Source organism: Bisgaardia hudsonensis (genome assembly GCF_004345785.1).
Lineage (GTDB): Bacteria > Pseudomonadota > Gammaproteobacteria > Enterobacterales > Pasteurellaceae > Bisgaardia > Bisgaardia hudsonensis.
In genome coordinates this window covers 174,140-189,773 of sequence record NZ_SLXI01000002.1, presented here as the reverse complement: position 1 = coordinate 189,773, position 15,634 = coordinate 174,140, and the positions used below count along the sequence as shown (strand labels likewise).

Here is a 15,634-nt window from a genome sequence, read left to right as displayed (position 1 = left end):
CTTCTGCTTTTTCTGTTGCAGTATCTTTCATTTCTTCTGCTTTTTCTGTTGCAGTATCTTTCATTTCTTCTGCTTTTTCTGTTGCAGTATCTTTCATTTCTGCAACTTTACCCATAGCGGCATCTTTCATTTCTTCTGCTTTACCCATAGCAGCATCTTTCATTTCTGTCGCTTTTTCCATCGCAACATCTTTCATTTCTGTTGCTTTTTCTACCGCTACATCTTTCATTTCTGTTGCTTTTTCTGTTACAGTATCTTTCGCTTCCGTTGCTTTTTCCATTGCAGTATCTTTTACTTCTGTTGCTTTTTCCGCAACAGCATTTGCTGCTTCTGACATTTTGTTGTCTTTATCAAAACAACCAGTTACAACTAAAGTTGTACCTAAGATTAATGTCGCTAATAGTGTTTTTTTCATTAATTACTCCTAAAAATTTAAATTGTGCAAAATATGCGAGGCTTATTCTCCATTAATTTAAAGGAAAAATAAACCTTTATTTGTATATTTTACATTTTTTTACATTTAACCCTATCCAATAAAATAGCATTTTGTTTAAATAATTAAATAGTTTGCATAAAGGTTAAGCGATCTATGTTAGTAATATATTTTCCTAAATCTTGTTTTTCAGGTTTATAAACATAAGGAATTTCCCCTAAAAGAGGGGCATCAATTTTTTCACTTAACAATTCAATCAACTCAGCATAATGACCAAAACAAGGGTTAACTCTATTTGCAATCCAACCAACTAAAGGAATATTCCCTTGAGAAATTGACTGAGCGGTTAACAACGTATGATTAATACAACCTTCTTTTATTCCAACCACCAATACTACTGGCATATTATGAAACTTAACCCAATCAGCAAAACTTATTTCTTTATTTATTGGTGTCAACCAACCAAACGCCCCTTCCACTAAGACCGATTGATAAGATTTATTTAATCGAGCTAAATGTTGATTAATATGTTGAATATCAATTTTGTTATTCGATCGACTTAAAGCAGGCAATGAATCAATAAAAGTATAACTATTCACATCTCTGTAAGAGACTGACTCATTAGTTGAATTCATTAATGTAATCACATCAGGGTTATTTTCTAGCGGATCAGTTAAAGTTGATTTTTCATCTAAATTCATTGTACTGGTTTTTAATTGATTACAAGCAATGGGCTTATAGCCCACAATTTGAATATTTCTCATTTGTAGTGCTTGAATAATTGCCCGACTTGCTACGGTTTTCCCTACATTAGTATCAGTACCTGCTATAAAAAAACAACTCATCATATTTCCTTTAGTAAAATCAGTGGGCTAATTCTAAAATAAAATGGAATTGAGTATATTGAGATAGCACAAAGTTTTATAAATTAATTTTTTTCTAAATTAAGTAATAAACTTCCATCATAAATTCCTTGCTTTATACTTGATGTAATAACGACCGTACTATTCCATTCATATTGACTTATCATTACCTCTGGTACAGTCTTTTCATATTCTAAATAAGTAGCAAGCTTATTATTAATTCTAGTTAAAAGGATCTCCTTTGCCGGAAGTAAACTCGAACTAAACATAATCTTTTGTGATGAAAATAATTGCACAAAATTCATTAAAATATAAGCAAGAGAATCCGCTAAACAATGTAAAATCGCTACCGCTCGATGATCATTATTTTTGGCTTGTTCACACAAAAAATTAATCTTATCAATATGATTAGGGAATTCATTGTTAGGATAAAGTAAATCGATCATTTGATAGATTGCATTATGGGTAATTTGATTTTTAAGTTGATAACGTTCATTTTCAGGTAAATCACAATTAATTTTTCCTTGCAATTCATTTAAATGAGGCACAATAAAATGATCAATATTCATTTTAGAATTAATGGTGTTATGTAATATATTGCCATCAAGTAAAACACTCAAATTAATAACTTCATCAAGTTTCAAAAAGATAACATTCTTATAACCAATTACTGCACCTAAAGAACTTTCCGCAAATAACCAACTATCAAAATATTCACTGATAATAATAGGAATATCAAACCGAGAAGAAAAGATAGTTTTTAAATCAATATCCATTGCTCTATCGCCTAATCGCCGTAAATGCCGAGTTTTCTTGTCCAACTCCCCTGTTACTGCGATTGAAAAAGTAATAGGATGATTTAATTCATTACGAATATCTTTTAGAAATTGATCTAAATAATCGAGTAACAACGGCTCTAATTGAGACAGATCCCTTAAATTAATCGGGTAACTACGTTGTTCAATTAATGTTCCGTCTAACTCACAAAGTGAAAGATCAAAATGATTCTCCGCTAAAATTGCACAAACTGATTGCCAATAAAATGGCGAAACACAAAGTCCTATTGCAGGACGACCTCGTGCTTCAGTACTTTGCACCGCTCGCTCAATCACTAATTTTTTGTCAATTAATTCTCTCGTTAATGCCGTAATTGTTGCGGGGGCAAGCTGGGATAATTTAGATAAATCAATTCTAGAGATTTCTTCAAATTGTTCGATTAATCGGTAAATTTTGCCTAATTGTTTCATTCGTAAAGGTAATTTATCTTGCTGTTTAACTTTTGGCATAACATCTCCAAATTAATTTATTTACTAAAATATTTGGTTTTTATACCAGTAATCATCAAAAAAACAATTAATTTAGTTAAATTCTGTGTGATATATCACAAAAATAACGCTAATAATTTAATAAGAATAATCCTTATGCTTTTTTTATATTCAATAATATATGGATTAATTTTGAGTAATTGAATGAGTTGCGTTAAAATGCTCACATTCAACAAAAAAGTATTATTGAGGTAAGTATGATTAAGATTGCATCGGTAGCAGATGTATTAAAAGGTAAAGTTACTTTAGGCGATAAAGTAACTGTTCGAGGCTGGATTAGAACAAGACGAGATTCAAAAGCAGGACTTTCTTTTTTAGCGGTTTATGATGGATCTTGTTTTGATCCGATACAAGCTATTGTAAATAATGATATTGAAAATTATGAAACAGAAGTTCTTCATTTAACCACTGGTTGCTCCGTTATTGTAACAGGAACAGTTGTCGAATCACCAGCAAAAGGTCAAGCAGTAGAATTACAAGTAGCACAACTCGAAGTTACCGGCTGGGTAGAAGATCCAGAAACTTATCCGATGGCGGCAAAACGTCATAGTATTGAATACTTACGTGAAGTGGCTCATTTACGCCCACGCACTAATATTATTGGTGCAGTAGCTCGAGTACGTCATTGTTTAGCTCAAGCAATTCATCGTTTTTTCCACGAACAAGGTTTCTATTGGGTCGCGACCCCATTGATTACAGCATCTGATACCGAAGGTGCTGGCGAAATGTTTAGAGTGTCAACATTAGATCTTGAAAACCTACCAAGAACAGATAAAGGTGCGGTCGATTTTTCAGAAGATTTTTTTGGAAAAGAGTCATTCCTTACTGTATCAGGTCAGTTAAATGGTGAAACTTACGCTTGTGCATTAAGTAAAATTTATACCTTTGGTCCAACTTTCCGAGCTGAAAACTCTAATACCACACGTCATTTAGCAGAATTTTGGATGGTTGAACCTGAAATTGCTTTTGCAACTTTAGCTGATAACGCAAAATTAGCAGAAGATATGTTGAAATATGTCTTTAAAGCCGTATTAGCGGAAAGACGTGATGATTTAGAATTTTTTGCAAAACACATTGATAAAAATGTCATTACTCGCCTTGAAGAGTTTGTGAGTTCTGACTTTGCTCAAATTGATTATACCGACGCAATTGATGTATTATTAAAATCAGGTAAAACCTTTGAGTTTCCAGTTTCTTGGGGAATTGATTTATCTTCAGAACACGAACGTTATTTAGCAGAAGAACATTTTAAATCTCCAGTAGTTGTAAAAAATTACCCGAAAGATATTAAAGCATTCTATATGCGTTTAAATGATGATGGCAAAACAGTTGCAGCAATGGACGTTTTAGCCCCTGGAATTGGTGAAATTATCGGTGGTTCACAACGTGAAGAACGTTTAGAAGTATTAGATAAACGTATGCTTGAAATGGGACTGAATCCAGAAGATTACTGGTGGTATCGTGATTTACGTAAATATGGTACCGTGCCACATTCAGGTTTTGGCTTAGGATTTGAACGTTTGATTGTTTATGTTACTGGGGTTCAAAATATTCGTGATGTAATTCCATTCCCTAGAGCACCAAGAAATGCTAATTTCTAAATGCTGATAATGAAAGCGAGATAATCATTATTTACGCTTGAACAAATCATATAAAGGCTGACATTGATCAGCCTTTATATATTATGCCCAAACAAAAAGACTGAATTAGATATAACCCAAATCAGTCTTTTGATAAACTTAATCTAATAACCAATCTATAACAATTACTTAATTATACGTAAATGTGATGGAGATTTTTTATTCTTATTTGTTTCCGATTGCTTAGATTTTAATGGCTTTTCTTTTTTATCTGTGGCTTCTGCAAAACTAAGTGGTTGTTCATCTCGTTGTATCTCATAGATACTTTCAGGTTCAAACATCACCCCATCGCCATTTTCTCTTGCATAAATAGCAAGTGCCGCCCCCATTGGAATATAAATATCTCGAGAAACGCCTTGAAATCGAGCCGAAAATTGAATGGCTTGATTATTCATTAAGAAATTTCCTGTCGCATTAGGGGAAAGATTTAAAACAATCTGCCCATCTTTAACATATTCAATAGGTACATTAACACCGAAGTAAGTCGCATCTACAACTAAATAAGGCGTTAGCTCACTATCAATTAACCAATCATAATAAGCTCTTAATAAATAAGGACGTTTAGGTAATAATTTATTACTCATATATAAGCTCTATTTGTCATCAATCAAATTTTTAGGTAAAGTTTCACCTATTGAATGTAAAAAAGATTCTCTTTGATAAATACGTTCCATATAAGATCTAATTGCTTTACTTCCAGCACCTTTAAATTCAACGCCTAACTTTTGCATTTTCCAAAGTAATGGTGCCATATAGCAATCAACTAAACTAAATTCTTCACTCATAAAATATGGCATTTGAGTAAAAATAGAAGAGATAGCTAAAATTTCTTCTTTAAGCTGTGTTAATGCTACATCTCTTTCTTCATCTGTGGCATTTTCTGCTTTAGCTAATACAGGATACCAGTCTTGTTCTATTCTCATCATCAATAAGCGAGTTTGAGCTCTGGCAACAGGATAAACAGGCATTAAAGGAGGGTGTGGAAATCTTTCATCAAGATATTCCATAATAATTCTTGAATTAAATACCACAAGATCTCTATCGACTAATGTCGGTAATGTTCCATAAGGATTTAATTCCATCAAATCTTCTGATAAAGATTGTGAATCGACAAGTTCTGTTTCATAAACAACACCTTTTTCTGCAAGCACAATCTTAACTTGATGACAATAAATATTGGTATTATCTGAAAAGAGTGTCATTATTGAACGTTTATTTGCAGCACTGGTCATCTATTCCTCCGACGACAAAATTGAATATAATAAAGGTTTATTCTACCATAAATCCTATAATAATTTATTGAATGAAAAATAATTTTTTTTAGAAAATAAAAAATTGCAAGCCGAATGACTTGCAATTTTTGAAATACAACGTAAATATAAAATTAACGTTTTGAGAATTGTGGACGACGACGTGCTTTGCGTAAACCCACTTTTTTACGTTCAACACAACGAGCATCACGGGTAACAAAACCTGCTGCACGTAAAGCTGGACGTAAAGTCTCATCATATTCCATTAAAGCACGAGTGATACCATGACGAATTGCACCCGCTTGACCTGAAATACCACCACCAGTTACAGTAATGTATAAGTCTAATTTATCTAATAAATCAACCAATTCTAATGGTTGACGAACAACCATACGTGAAGTTTCACGACCGAAATACACGTCTAACTCACGTTTGTTGATAGTGATTTTACCACTGCCCGGTTTGATAAATACACGAGCTGAAGAGCTTTTGCGGCGACCTGTGCCGTAGTTTTGATTCTCTGCCATTTTCCTAACCTCGTGATTAAATATCTAAAACTTGTGGTTGTTGTGCTGCGTGATCATGTTCTGAACCTGCATACACTTTTAATTTACGATACATTGCACGTCCTAATGGACCTTTTGGCAACATACCTTTAACCGCAATCTCAATCACTGCTTCTGGACGGCGTTGAATCATCTCTGCGAAAGTCGCTTGTTTGATACCACCTACATAGCCAGTGTGCCAATAGTAAATTTTATCGCTTTGTTTGTTACCTGTTACAGCAACTTTATCTGCGTTGATTACAATAATATAATCACCAGTATCCACGTGTGGAGTGTACTCAGCTTTATGTTTACCACGTAAGCGGCGCGCTAATTCAGTAGCTAAACGACCTAAAGTTTTACCTGTCGCATCTACTACATACCAGTCGCGTTTAACCGTTTCTGGTTTTGCTACAAAAGTTTTCATTAATTAATTACCAATTTTTAATATTAATACCCAGTGTTTACATTTTCATAAACACAACCATTAATCGCTATCATCACCCCTTCGAGTGTAATATCAATAAAATAATGCGTGGTGGGAATCCAACACATTTACAGGGTCGCGTGATTATACAAAAAATTATGATAAAAATCTAATCATTTATAAAATTATTTGTTTTACAATCGTAGTTTTGATTAAGTTAATCATTAACTCACTATTTCTCAATAAAGTAGATCATTCATCGTTTACAAAGCTTAGAACCATACTTACTTCCACCTAATAAACATTCACAAGCTTCTCCGTCTTTATCTCTATCCAAATAGTAAGCTCCAAATTTATTCATATAAAATTGGGCTTCAGCTTGGTTAGAAAAATCTTTACACTTAACGCGCTTGGCAAAAATACTTGAGCTAATAGTCAATGCTAAAATACAGACAAACACAGATAAATATTGATTCATCACCGCCCCCTAAAATTATTTATTTTATAACCGCACTTTACTCTTATTTATACTTATAATTTCCTACCTAATAAGTAAATAACCGAACTCGTCCCATTATGTAAAAATCCCTCATTTATCTCTCTTAGCGTTTCTTCCGCTATAACCCACTCGAGTCCTGATAATGCCTGTTGCATTTCTGATAATGTACCTAACATAGCGGGATCTTTAGGTCCTCCCGTTCCATAATGAATCTGCTCAGGGTGATAAAAGACTCCTGCAAATAAACCATTTGGTATTAAAGCATTAACAATTTTTTGCATCACTTTGGTTCTTTCTGGTTCTGCAAAATGACAAAAAACAGACGTAATCACAGAATAGTAATTCTCTTTCATATCCATTTCGAGAATATTATCTAACCTTGTTGTAAAAGACACATTTTTTTGTCTTGCTAATTTTTCTGCTTTTTCCAAACCAACTTTTGAAATATCAACACCTTCTGTTTCCAATCCATTTTGAGCTAAGAAAATACCATTTCGTCCTTCACCTGTTGCTAAATCCAATGCTTTACCCGATTTAGGTAAATAAGGTTGTATTCTTGCAATAAATTCATTTGATTCTGTACCAAAAACATATTCTTCTGTATTGTATCTATCGTCCCATTTCACCATAATAATCCCTAAATTAATTCCATTTTAAAATTAATATTTATTATCCTATTGTAGCATTATCATAATCAATTTTATTTCGCTATAAATAACAAAATAAATACCATAAGATACTCAAATTTAACCTGATGATTACTTGTTATAAATAATCTACTTTTAAAAAGAAATAATTTAATAAATTTAATAAAATTAGATTTAACCTTACAAATATTAGCAGTATAATTACCTTAGCATAACAAAATATAAAACAAGAAGATGTAAATATGTGTCAATTATTAGGAATGAACTGTAACACACCAACAGATATTACCTTTTCCTTTGAGGGATTTCGTCGCCGAGCAGGTTTAACCGATCATCATACTGATGGTTTTGGTATCGCTTTTTTTGAAGGAAAAGGTGTGCGTATTTTTCGAGATAATCACCCTGGTGCGTTATCACCAATGGCGGATTTAGTCGGGCAATATCGTATCAAATCATACAATGTAATTGCCCACATTCGCAAAGCCACAAAAGGTACTGTTAATTTAGAAAATACCCACCCTTTTATTCGAGAATTATGGGGCGAAAACTGGGTATTTGCTCATAATGGCACGGTGGAAAATATTGAAATTTGCCCCAATAGTCATTGCCAACCTATTGGAACAACGGATTCCGAGATTGCCTTTTGCTGTATGGTCGCTAAATTAAAAGAACGTTTTTCTAAAAAACCTACAGAAAAAGAAATTTTTGATGCGGTGGTAGAAATTACCAGTGAAATTGCTCAACTTGGCGTATTTAATTTTATTTTATCTAATGGCGAATGGATGATCGCTCGTTGCTCCACGAATTTACATTATGTCTGTCGCAAAGCCCCTTTTGGAACTGCATTAAGGGAAGATGATGTAATGATTGATTTTCGAAAATATACCTCAGAATCGGATAAAGTAACAGTTATCACCACCCAACCACTCACTAAAAATGAAAATTGGGTAAAAATGAAAAATGGTGGCTACGCCTTTTTTAAAGAAGGCGATGTAATTTATGAAATTGAAGGTGATTTACCAGAGTGTGAAGCCCACGTATAAATAAACTTAAATTGACCGTATAAAAATACGGTCAATTTTCACCCATCTATTTTCTTTAAAAAGTTTTCAATATACTCTGGCACAACTTCACTCGCTTTACCATAAATCCTTTTATCAAAAGCGGAACGAACTAAACTGGGTTCAAGGTTTAACTCTATGGTTTCAGCACCAGACAAAGCTGCTTCTTTAACAAATCCCGCGGCAGGATATACATTACCTGATGTACCGATTGAAATAAAATAATCACATTCTTGAAGTGCGGTATAAATTTTTTCCATTTCTAAAGGAATTTCGCCGAACCACACAATATGTGGACGTAACCGTCTAGGTGGTTGACAACATTGACAACGATCTTCCTCTGTTACATTGCCTTGCCAATCATAGATTTTTCCCGAGCAATTACAACGCACTTTTAGTAATTCTCCGTGCATATGAATTAAATTTTTTGATCCAGCCCTTTCGTGTAAATTATCTACATTTTGAGTAACCAATAAAAAATTCTTTCCAAGATTTTCTTCTAATTTTGCCAATGCAAAATGTGCTGCATTTGGCTTTACATTGGGATCAAATAATTTTTGCCGTCTTTGGTTATAAAATTCTTGCACCAGTTGAGGATTACGTTGAAATCCCTCTGGTGTTGCCACCTCTTCCACTCGATGATTTTCCCACAAACCATCTCCCGCTCTAAAGGTTGCAATACCTGATTCTGCTGAAATCCCAGCCCCTGTAAGCACCACCACTTTCGGTAATCTAGGTAACATTTCCATCTCCTAATGTTTAAGTAATTATTGAAAATCAATATAATCGATCCAATAACGCGCCTAGTCCACTTTGTCTTTCTGTTTGTTTTCTTACCGCACTTTCCCAAATGGACTGTTTACTAAAAATAGTAATTTTCTCTTTTGCTCGAGTTACCCCTGTATAAACTAATTCTTTTGTTAGTACAGGATTAGGCTCTAAAGGCAAAATCAAAAACGTATGGGCAAATTCTGATCCTTGCGATTTATGAACGGTCATAGCAAAAGCGGGATCATTACTCGGAAGACGACTAGCCAATTCTGATTTACCATTTTCAAACCAAAATCGCCCTTTAACTTTTCCTGATATATCAACTTCCGTTAAATATAAGCCAATATCGCCATTATATAATCCAACGGAACTATCATTTTGATTAATAATAATTGGCTTACCTACATACCAATCTCTTGTTTGGTTAAAGGTTACTAAGCCTTTTTGACGTAGCCTTTCTGCAATTAATTGATTGAGATTTTCGCTACCAAATTCGCCTACTCTAAGCGCAGTTAAAAATCTTACTTTATTAAATGCCTTAAAAATTTGTTGAATATTATCTTGAATAGGAAGTTTATTTTCTTGAATATGCTGAATTAATCGTAAATATTCTTGATAATTTTCTACCGCACTTTTTACGATCCATTCAAGGCATTTTTTGTGATATTGCTTTTCTTGTGATCGTTTATCATAAAGATTATCGAAGTTTTTTAATTCTATTTCTAATGCCTTATCTGAAGTAACTTGGCTAAGATGTTCTGAAAATAAATGCCAGCTTTCTTTTGCTTGGCATTGGTTAATTGCATTCGCCAATTTCCCAATATAAGGTTTATTACCAAAACGGCGGCTTACCACTAAATTGCATAAACAATCTCGAATTGGATTGCCTTCTGCTGTTGCCATTAATATTTCACCCGTTGTATATTGAATATAATTGACTAAATCATTACTGTAACCTTGTAGACTAAAATAGCCCATTTCGGCTAAAACTGCCCCAGCTTCAACGGAAGATAACTGATCTTTATCACCCAATAAAATCAATTTAGTATTAGGTTTTAAGGCTTGCAATAATTTTGCCATTAACGATAAATCAATCATTGAGGCTTCATCGACCACTAATACATCAATTTGCAATGGATTTTGAGCGTTATATTTTGTGCTATCTTCAAAATACCTCACACCAAGTAAGCGATGAATCGTTTCTGCTTTTGTTGGAATACTGGTTTTTAATTCGGGATCAATGACAATATTTTCTCGTTTTTGAAGATCCACCAATGAATTTTCAATACTTTCTGTTAAACGTGCTGACGCTTTACCAGTAGGTGCAACCAGTTTTATTTGTAGTTGATTTTGATGCAAAGATTGTAATACCAACAATAATTTTGCTACGGTGGTTGTTTTACCCGTTCCCGGTCCACCAGTAATTAAGCAAAATGGCTGACGTACCGCCACGGCTACCGCAATTTTTTGCCAATGATGCGTTTCTCCCTCAGCTAAAGAAGAATAAGATTGAGGGAAATAAATAGCTAATTTTTCCGCAATATCTTTCTCGTTATATTGATTAAAGTGCGGTAGTTTTTTTGATAGTTTTTCGATACTTTCGTTATTATTCTCTGAAAAATTTTGTATAAAATAACTTGCCACTCGATATTCATCTTGCCAAGTACGATAAAAATAAAGTGTGTTAAATTGAAAAACAAAAGGGGCAATTTTTGTTAATGGTGTAGAACTAAAGGCGATATGCTGACTTAAGGCTGTTTCCCATTCAGTTACTGCTAGATAATTAATTTTTTCTTGAATATCGGTAATAATTTTGTTGTTATTTTTTAGTAAGCCAAAGGCAGAATATAAAACTGAATTATTCAACTTCAAACAAGTATGCCCTTGTTGATAGTTAAAATGACAAAGTGCGGCTAAAAAAACGGCTAGATTTTTTATTTCTGCCGAATAATTTTCTGACTGTTGCTTTTCATCAATGAATTTTGCAAAGTAATAATCTGCTTCGGTAATAATTCGCTCATTTTTTAATAATTTTAAAATGGATAACATCAGAATAATTTCTCCAATTCATTAATTAGTGCAACATCAGGTTTATCAAAGTAAATGCCAGTAGTATCGATCCCATTCATTCCTCTTAAAAAAGTATAAATCACACCACCAAAATGGGTTTCATATTGATAATTAGGATCACGTTGCTGTAAATAACGATGTAGGGCAACGGTGTAAAGTAAATATTGCCAGTCATAATGTTGATTAGTCATCACTTTCTTTAAATTATCTATCTGATAATCTTCCATTTTGTCGCCTAAAAAATTTGATTTGTAATCAACAATATAATATTGCCCATTTTGCATAAATACTAAATCAATAAAGCCCCTTAACATTCCTTTTATCTCATCAATCATCAATATATCACTTGGTAAATGATGATATTGTTTTAATAAACGATTAAAAGTGGATACATCAAAATGATCACGTATTTTTAAATAAAATTGCAACTCTTTAAGGCAATATTTTTCTAAAAGATCCGCAAAACAAAAATGATTGTTATCATCTATTAATGGCGTGTTTAAAATATTGTTTATCCATTGTTTCGTTGGCTCAACCCAATCTGCATTAAGTTGTAACTGCTCACACAATTTTTCGACACTCTGATTAGTAATTTCTTGACTAAAATGTAAATTTTCTAAATAGTGATGTAATATTGAGCCAATCTGTGTACCATACGGAAAATCAAAAGGTGAATACCCTTCTGGATAATCGAATAAAACAGTATTTCGCTCGGCATTATTCTCATTAAATTCTGTTAAAACTATTTTATTGGCACTTTTATCAGCACTAAGAAAATTGGCGGTATCATAATCTTTCGCCTCATCTAAAATTGATTGATTTTCAACCGCACTTTTAGAGACATAATAGGCTTTTTTTCTGCTATCAATGTAAGTCATTTCCGTAAAACTGGTTACTGTCCAATCTCGCTCAATTTCCCCATTAAAATCAGCCGTCGATAATGTTTCAAGTGCGGTTGTTTTTTCCGTTATTTTTGAATTTTCTTGAAGTAACGCTAGGGGATCAATAGTTTCACATAAAATTTGATGATGTCCTACGCTATCTTGTAATTGGTTAATTAGAGATTGTGAATCTTGTTTATCATTTAGTTTTTCTGATAAACCAATATGACCATTGGTTAAGGTATATAATAAAGCATTCCATTTTTCAAAGGTTTTAGGAAGAATCATTAAGACTTGATATTTCGCCCTTGTTAAAGCGACATACAACAAACGCATTTCTTCTGCATAATTTTCTTTATCAATTAAATCACTATGCTGATCATTAAAATCCCATAAAACTTTTTGTTCATCTTTATCATAATAGGTATTAATAGTCCCTCTGCTACGCTTACTCGGTAATCCAATAAAAGGTAGCCAAACAAGATCATAAGCTAACCCTTTAGATTTATGATAAGTTACCACTTTAACTAAGGATCTATCGCTTTCTAAACGAATTTGTTCTTCTAACCTTGCCTCTCCACTAATTTGTTTTTCAAACCAATGCAACAATGCGGCATCTGTTTCATTTAATCGGCTAGCTTGTTGTAATACCTCCGTTAAATGCAGAAAATCAGTTAATTTACGCTCGCCATTTTTGGTTGCTAATAATGTTCTACTGATATTTTCGTTATCTAACAAATGATGAAGCATAACTAGAATACCCTTATGTTGCCATTTCTTTTGATATTCCGTAAATTTCTCAACCCAAAGTTCCCATTTACTCTCATTTTCTTTAATAGAATAAATAGCTTGTGTCGTTAAATTAAATAGACTTGTGGCAACCGCATTAAGAATATTTCGCTCATTAAATGGATTTAAACAAGCTCGTAATATTAATGCTAATTCTTGTGCGGTTTTACTATCAAAGACATTGCTACGATCAGATAAATAAACAGAGGCAATACCTCGAGCCATTAACGCATTTTTTACTAATTCGGCTTGATGTGCATTACACACTAAAATAGCTATATTTTTTGCTTGAATAGGCTTATCGCCAATTATCGCCCGATTTTCCCCCGCATTTTCTAACCAATTTTTGATTGAGTTTGCACAAATTTCAGCAAATTGACTCTCTTTTGGTTGTTCAGAAAGATAAAAACGAAAAGCAGGTTCTGGATTATCTTGATAAATAAATTTTGGTTGCTCACGCCCTGCTGTTACAGGTAAAAATTGAATTTCTTCATAAATAAATGGTGCATTCTCTTTAAAATCAAATAATCCATTTACACAATCAATTAATTCTTGACTAGAACGCCAGTTTTTTTCTAAAGTAAATTGATTAGTCGCTTCTTCCGCTGCTTTTAAATAAGTAAAAATATCCGCACCACGAAATTTATAAATAGATTGTTTGGGATCACCGATCATCACAAATCCACTTTCTTGTTTTGGTGCTTGAATATAAATTTTTGAAAAAATAGCGTATTGCGTAATATCCGTATCTTGAAACTCATCGATCATTGCAAAAGGATATTGATCACGAATAAGCTGTGCAAGTGCCTCACCTTGTTCTTGATAAAGTGCTTGTTGAACTAAATGTAATAAATCATCAAAACCTTTTTGAGAATGGGTTAATTTGTAATTAAATAAGGTTTGTTTAATCTCTTGAATACAATAATATAAAAATAATGACTTATTCTTCGTAAATGTAGGAATAAGATTATCTACAAATTCATCTACTTGCGAAAAAATACTGTATTCAAAGGGCGATTGATTTTTTTTCATCTGTTTTTGAATCCCTTCAGATGAAAAATATTTTTGTAATTCATCAGGATACGAGGCATTATTTTTATCTAAAGCCCAGCTACGAATTTTATTAAAGCGTCCGTCAATCCAATCATCACGATAACGACTGATATTCGCTTTATTTTTATCAAATAATGCCCTTAGCTCAACTTCATTATTTAACCAATTTTCTTTGAAATTTTTGACCGCATTTAATGTCGTTTGTAAATCTTTCGACAGAAACTCCGCAAAAGACAAATTAATATGTTCTCTTTCTTGCTTTGGAAGTATTAAGGATTGCTTAGAAAGATAATGCCTTATTTTATTCAATAATTGTGCAGGAGAAACTAATTCTTTATAAATAAATGAAGTAATTTCAAGTGGCTGATGATAAAAATGTTTTCGCCAAAATTCATTCGTTAATTGTTGTAATAACTCGCTTTCATCTGTAACTAATTCTAAATTAAAATGAATACCCGAATTAAACGCATATTGCATTAATACTTTTCGGCAAAAACTGTGAATGGTATAAATAGCGGCAAGATCAAAATTTTGCTCCGCAAGATTTAAACGATGTATCGCCAAATCAATATCATCAATATACTCAACCAGTTCATATAAAAAATCATCTTTTTCAAAAATACTTTTCTCTTTTTTATCTCGGTATTCAATTAATAACTCTCGTGTTTCATAAATTCTTGTTCGAATACGTTCTTTTAATTCTTGCGTTGCCATTTCAGTAAAGGTAACCACAAGAATTTGCTCAACAGTTAAAGGTTGAGAAAAATTATCTCGGCCACTTTGTAACAAAAGTCGAATATAAAGAGAAGTAATAGCATAGGTTTTCCCCGTTCCTGCTGAAGCTTCAATTAAATTAATCGCCTTTAAGGGAATTGTGACAGGGTTGAGCGACTTTATCGTTGTCATAGTTTGAGTTATCTAAATCATATAAACATAAAATTTAGTGATTACTATATCATAAAATAAAAAGAGGAATTATCTTGATTTATAACTTATTTTCCACTTCCCTATTCTTGTTACTTAAACGATGAGATATCTTCCACCAAAGACTAAAAACAGTAAATTTCCTATAAAATTTTAAAGAAACTCGCTACTCACTTCATTTATCTAGTAGCTTTCTTAATTCATCTTTACTTGGTAAAACTGTAGTGTATTTACTCGCAAATATTTGACTATTATTTTGAGGTAAAGTCATTTCTACCATGGATTGTTTTTTATCTTTGTATAAAACGATACCTATTGTTGAATTTTCATCATCTAGCTTAACTTCTCTATCATAATAATTAACATACATCTGCATTTGACCAAGATCTTGATGTTTAATTTCTCCTATTTTAAATCAAAAAGAACAAAACATTTTAATAACCTATTATAGAATAC

The 15,634-nt window shown here is 32.6% G+C and carries 15 protein-coding genes; 2 read left to right on the top strand and 13 right to left on the bottom strand.

Annotation, left to right across the window (positions count from 1 at the left end):
• The 3 genes from EV697_RS09950 to EV697_RS03495 form a co-directional block, all read right to left on the bottom strand.
• Window positions 1–415 (bottom strand): hypothetical protein (locus EV697_RS09950; RefSeq protein WP_132022707.1); only part of this gene is annotated, 415 nt, incomplete at its 3' end.
• 143 nt (window positions 416–558) lie between these two features.
• Window positions 559–1,278: a dethiobiotin synthase gene (gene bioD, locus EV697_RS03500; RefSeq protein WP_132022705.1), complete on the bottom strand. Its 720-nt coding sequence runs from the start codon at window positions 1,276–1,278 to the stop codon at window positions 559–561.
• Window positions 1,279–1,361: 83 nt separating this feature from the next.
• The gene (locus tag EV697_RS03495; RefSeq protein ID WP_132022703.1) at window positions 1,362–2,582 is read right to left on the bottom strand and encodes an ROK family protein; all 1,221 of its coding nucleotides are present in this window, start codon (window positions 2,580–2,582) and stop codon (window positions 1,362–1,364) included.
• A gap of 236 nt (window positions 2,583–2,818) precedes the next feature.
• On the opposite strand from EV697_RS03495, the gene asnS reads away from it, so the two are divergent.
• Window positions 2,819–4,222: an asparagine--tRNA ligase gene (gene asnS, locus EV697_RS03490; RefSeq protein WP_132022701.1), complete on the top strand. Its 1,404-nt coding sequence runs from the start codon at window positions 2,819–2,821 to the stop codon at window positions 4,220–4,222.
• 164 nt (window positions 4,223–4,386) lie between these two features.
• Here the strand turns inward: asnS and EV697_RS03485 are convergent, their stop codons facing one another.
• The 6 genes from EV697_RS03485 to EV697_RS03460 all read right to left on the bottom strand — a co-directional run bounded on the left by EV697_RS03485 (window position 4,387) and on the right by EV697_RS03460 (window position 7,611).
• On the bottom strand, window positions 4,387–4,845 hold the full coding sequence (locus EV697_RS03485) for a ClpXP protease specificity-enhancing factor (protein ID WP_132022699.1): 459 nt from the start codon (window positions 4,843–4,845) through the stop codon (window positions 4,387–4,389).
• 9 nt (window positions 4,846–4,854) lie between these two features.
• Window positions 4,855–5,493: a stringent starvation protein SspA gene (gene sspA, locus EV697_RS03480; protein ID WP_132022697.1), complete on the bottom strand. Its 639-nt coding sequence runs from the start codon at window positions 5,491–5,493 to the stop codon at window positions 4,855–4,857.
• Between the two features lie 152 nt (window positions 5,494–5,645).
• Complete coding sequence (gene rpsI, locus EV697_RS03475) at window positions 5,646–6,038, bottom strand: 30S ribosomal protein S9 (protein WP_132022695.1); 393 nt, start codon at window positions 6,036–6,038, stop codon at window positions 5,646–5,648.
• A gap of 16 nt (window positions 6,039–6,054) precedes the next feature.
• Window positions 6,055–6,483, bottom strand: coding sequence for a 50S ribosomal protein L13 (gene rplM, locus EV697_RS03470; RefSeq protein WP_132022693.1), 429 nt, complete (start codon window positions 6,481–6,483; stop codon window positions 6,055–6,057).
• A gap of 256 nt (window positions 6,484–6,739) precedes the next feature.
• Window positions 6,740–6,961, bottom strand: coding sequence for an excalibur calcium-binding domain-containing protein (locus EV697_RS03465; protein WP_132022691.1), 222 nt, complete (start codon window positions 6,959–6,961; stop codon window positions 6,740–6,742).
• 53 nt (window positions 6,962–7,014) lie between these two features.
• The gene (locus tag EV697_RS03460; RefSeq protein ID WP_132022689.1) at window positions 7,015–7,611 is read right to left on the bottom strand and encodes a class I SAM-dependent methyltransferase; all 597 of its coding nucleotides are present in this window, start codon (window positions 7,609–7,611) and stop codon (window positions 7,015–7,017) included.
• 260 nt (window positions 7,612–7,871) lie between these two features.
• Between EV697_RS03460 and EV697_RS03455 the strand changes: the two genes are divergently transcribed.
• Complete coding sequence (locus EV697_RS03455; protein ID WP_132022687.1) at window positions 7,872–8,672, top strand: class II glutamine amidotransferase; 801 nt, start codon at window positions 7,872–7,874, stop codon at window positions 8,670–8,672.
• Between the two features lie 38 nt (window positions 8,673–8,710).
• Here EV697_RS03455 and cobB read toward each other — a convergent pair whose 3' ends face one another.
• From cobB to EV697_RS10030, 4 genes are all read right to left on the bottom strand, one after another.
• Window positions 8,711–9,433, bottom strand: coding sequence for a Sir2 family NAD+-dependent deacetylase (gene cobB / locus EV697_RS03450; RefSeq protein WP_132022670.1), 723 nt, complete (start codon window positions 9,431–9,433; stop codon window positions 8,711–8,713).
• Between the two features lie 34 nt (window positions 9,434–9,467).
• A complete protein-coding gene (recD, locus tag EV697_RS03445; RefSeq protein ID WP_132022668.1) occupies window positions 9,468–11,510 on the bottom strand; it encodes an exodeoxyribonuclease V subunit alpha in 2,043 nt (680 codons plus the stop codon).
• Window positions 11,510–15,160 carry an exodeoxyribonuclease V subunit beta gene (gene recB, locus EV697_RS03440; RefSeq protein ID WP_236824052.1) on the bottom strand — a complete coding sequence of 1,217 codons (3,651 nt, stop codon included), beginning with the start codon at window positions 15,158–15,160 and terminating at the stop codon, window positions 11,510–11,512. Before recB ends, recD begins: the two co-directional genes overlap by 1 nt.
• A 193-nt stretch (window positions 15,161–15,353) precedes the next feature.
• Window positions 15,354–15,578: a PDDEXK nuclease domain-containing protein gene (locus EV697_RS10030; RefSeq protein WP_481748682.1), complete on the bottom strand. Its 225-nt coding sequence runs from the start codon at window positions 15,576–15,578 to the stop codon at window positions 15,354–15,356.
• Between the last annotated feature and the right edge of the window lie 56 nt (window positions 15,579–15,634).

Bases quoted from the DNA above. Each gene is read 5' to 3' on its own strand.
- bioD (WP_132022705.1), bottom strand. From the start codon at position 1,278: ATGAGTTGTTTTTTTATAGCAGGTACTGATACTAATGTAGGGAAAACC.
- EV697_RS03495 (WP_132022703.1), bottom strand. From the start codon at position 2,582: ATGCCAAAAGTTAAACAGCAAGATAAATTACCTTTACGAATGAAACAA.
- asnS (WP_132022701.1), top strand. From the start codon at position 2,819: ATGATTAAGATTGCATCGGTAGCAGATGTATTAAAAGGTAAAGTTACT.
- EV697_RS03485 (WP_132022699.1), bottom strand. From the start codon at position 4,845: ATGAGTAATAAATTATTACCTAAACGTCCTTATTTATTAAGAGCTTAT.
- sspA (WP_132022697.1), bottom strand. From the start codon at position 5,493: ATGACCAGTGCTGCAAATAAACGTTCAATAATGACACTCTTTTCAGAT.
- rpsI (WP_132022695.1), bottom strand. From the start codon at position 6,038: ATGGCAGAGAATCAAAACTACGGCACAGGTCGCCGCAAAAGCTCTTCA.
- rplM (WP_132022693.1), bottom strand. From the start codon at position 6,483: ATGAAAACTTTTGTAGCAAAACCAGAAACGGTTAAACGCGACTGGTAT.
- EV697_RS03465 (WP_132022691.1), bottom strand. From the start codon at position 6,961: ATGAATCAATATTTATCTGTGTTTGTCTGTATTTTAGCATTGACTATT.
- EV697_RS03460 (WP_132022689.1), bottom strand. From the start codon at position 7,611: ATGGTGAAATGGGACGATAGATACAATACAGAAGAATATGTTTTTGGT.
- EV697_RS03455 (WP_132022687.1), top strand. From the start codon at position 7,872: ATGTGTCAATTATTAGGAATGAACTGTAACACACCAACAGATATTACC.
- cobB (WP_132022670.1), bottom strand. From the start codon at position 9,433: ATGTTACCTAGATTACCGAAAGTGGTGGTGCTTACAGGGGCTGGGATT.
- recD (WP_132022668.1), bottom strand. From the start codon at position 11,510: ATGTTATCCATTTTAAAATTATTAAAAAATGAGCGAATTATTACCGAA.
- recB (WP_236824052.1), bottom strand. From the start codon at position 15,160: ATGACAACGATAAAGTCGCTCAACCCTGTCACAATTCCCTTAAAGGCG.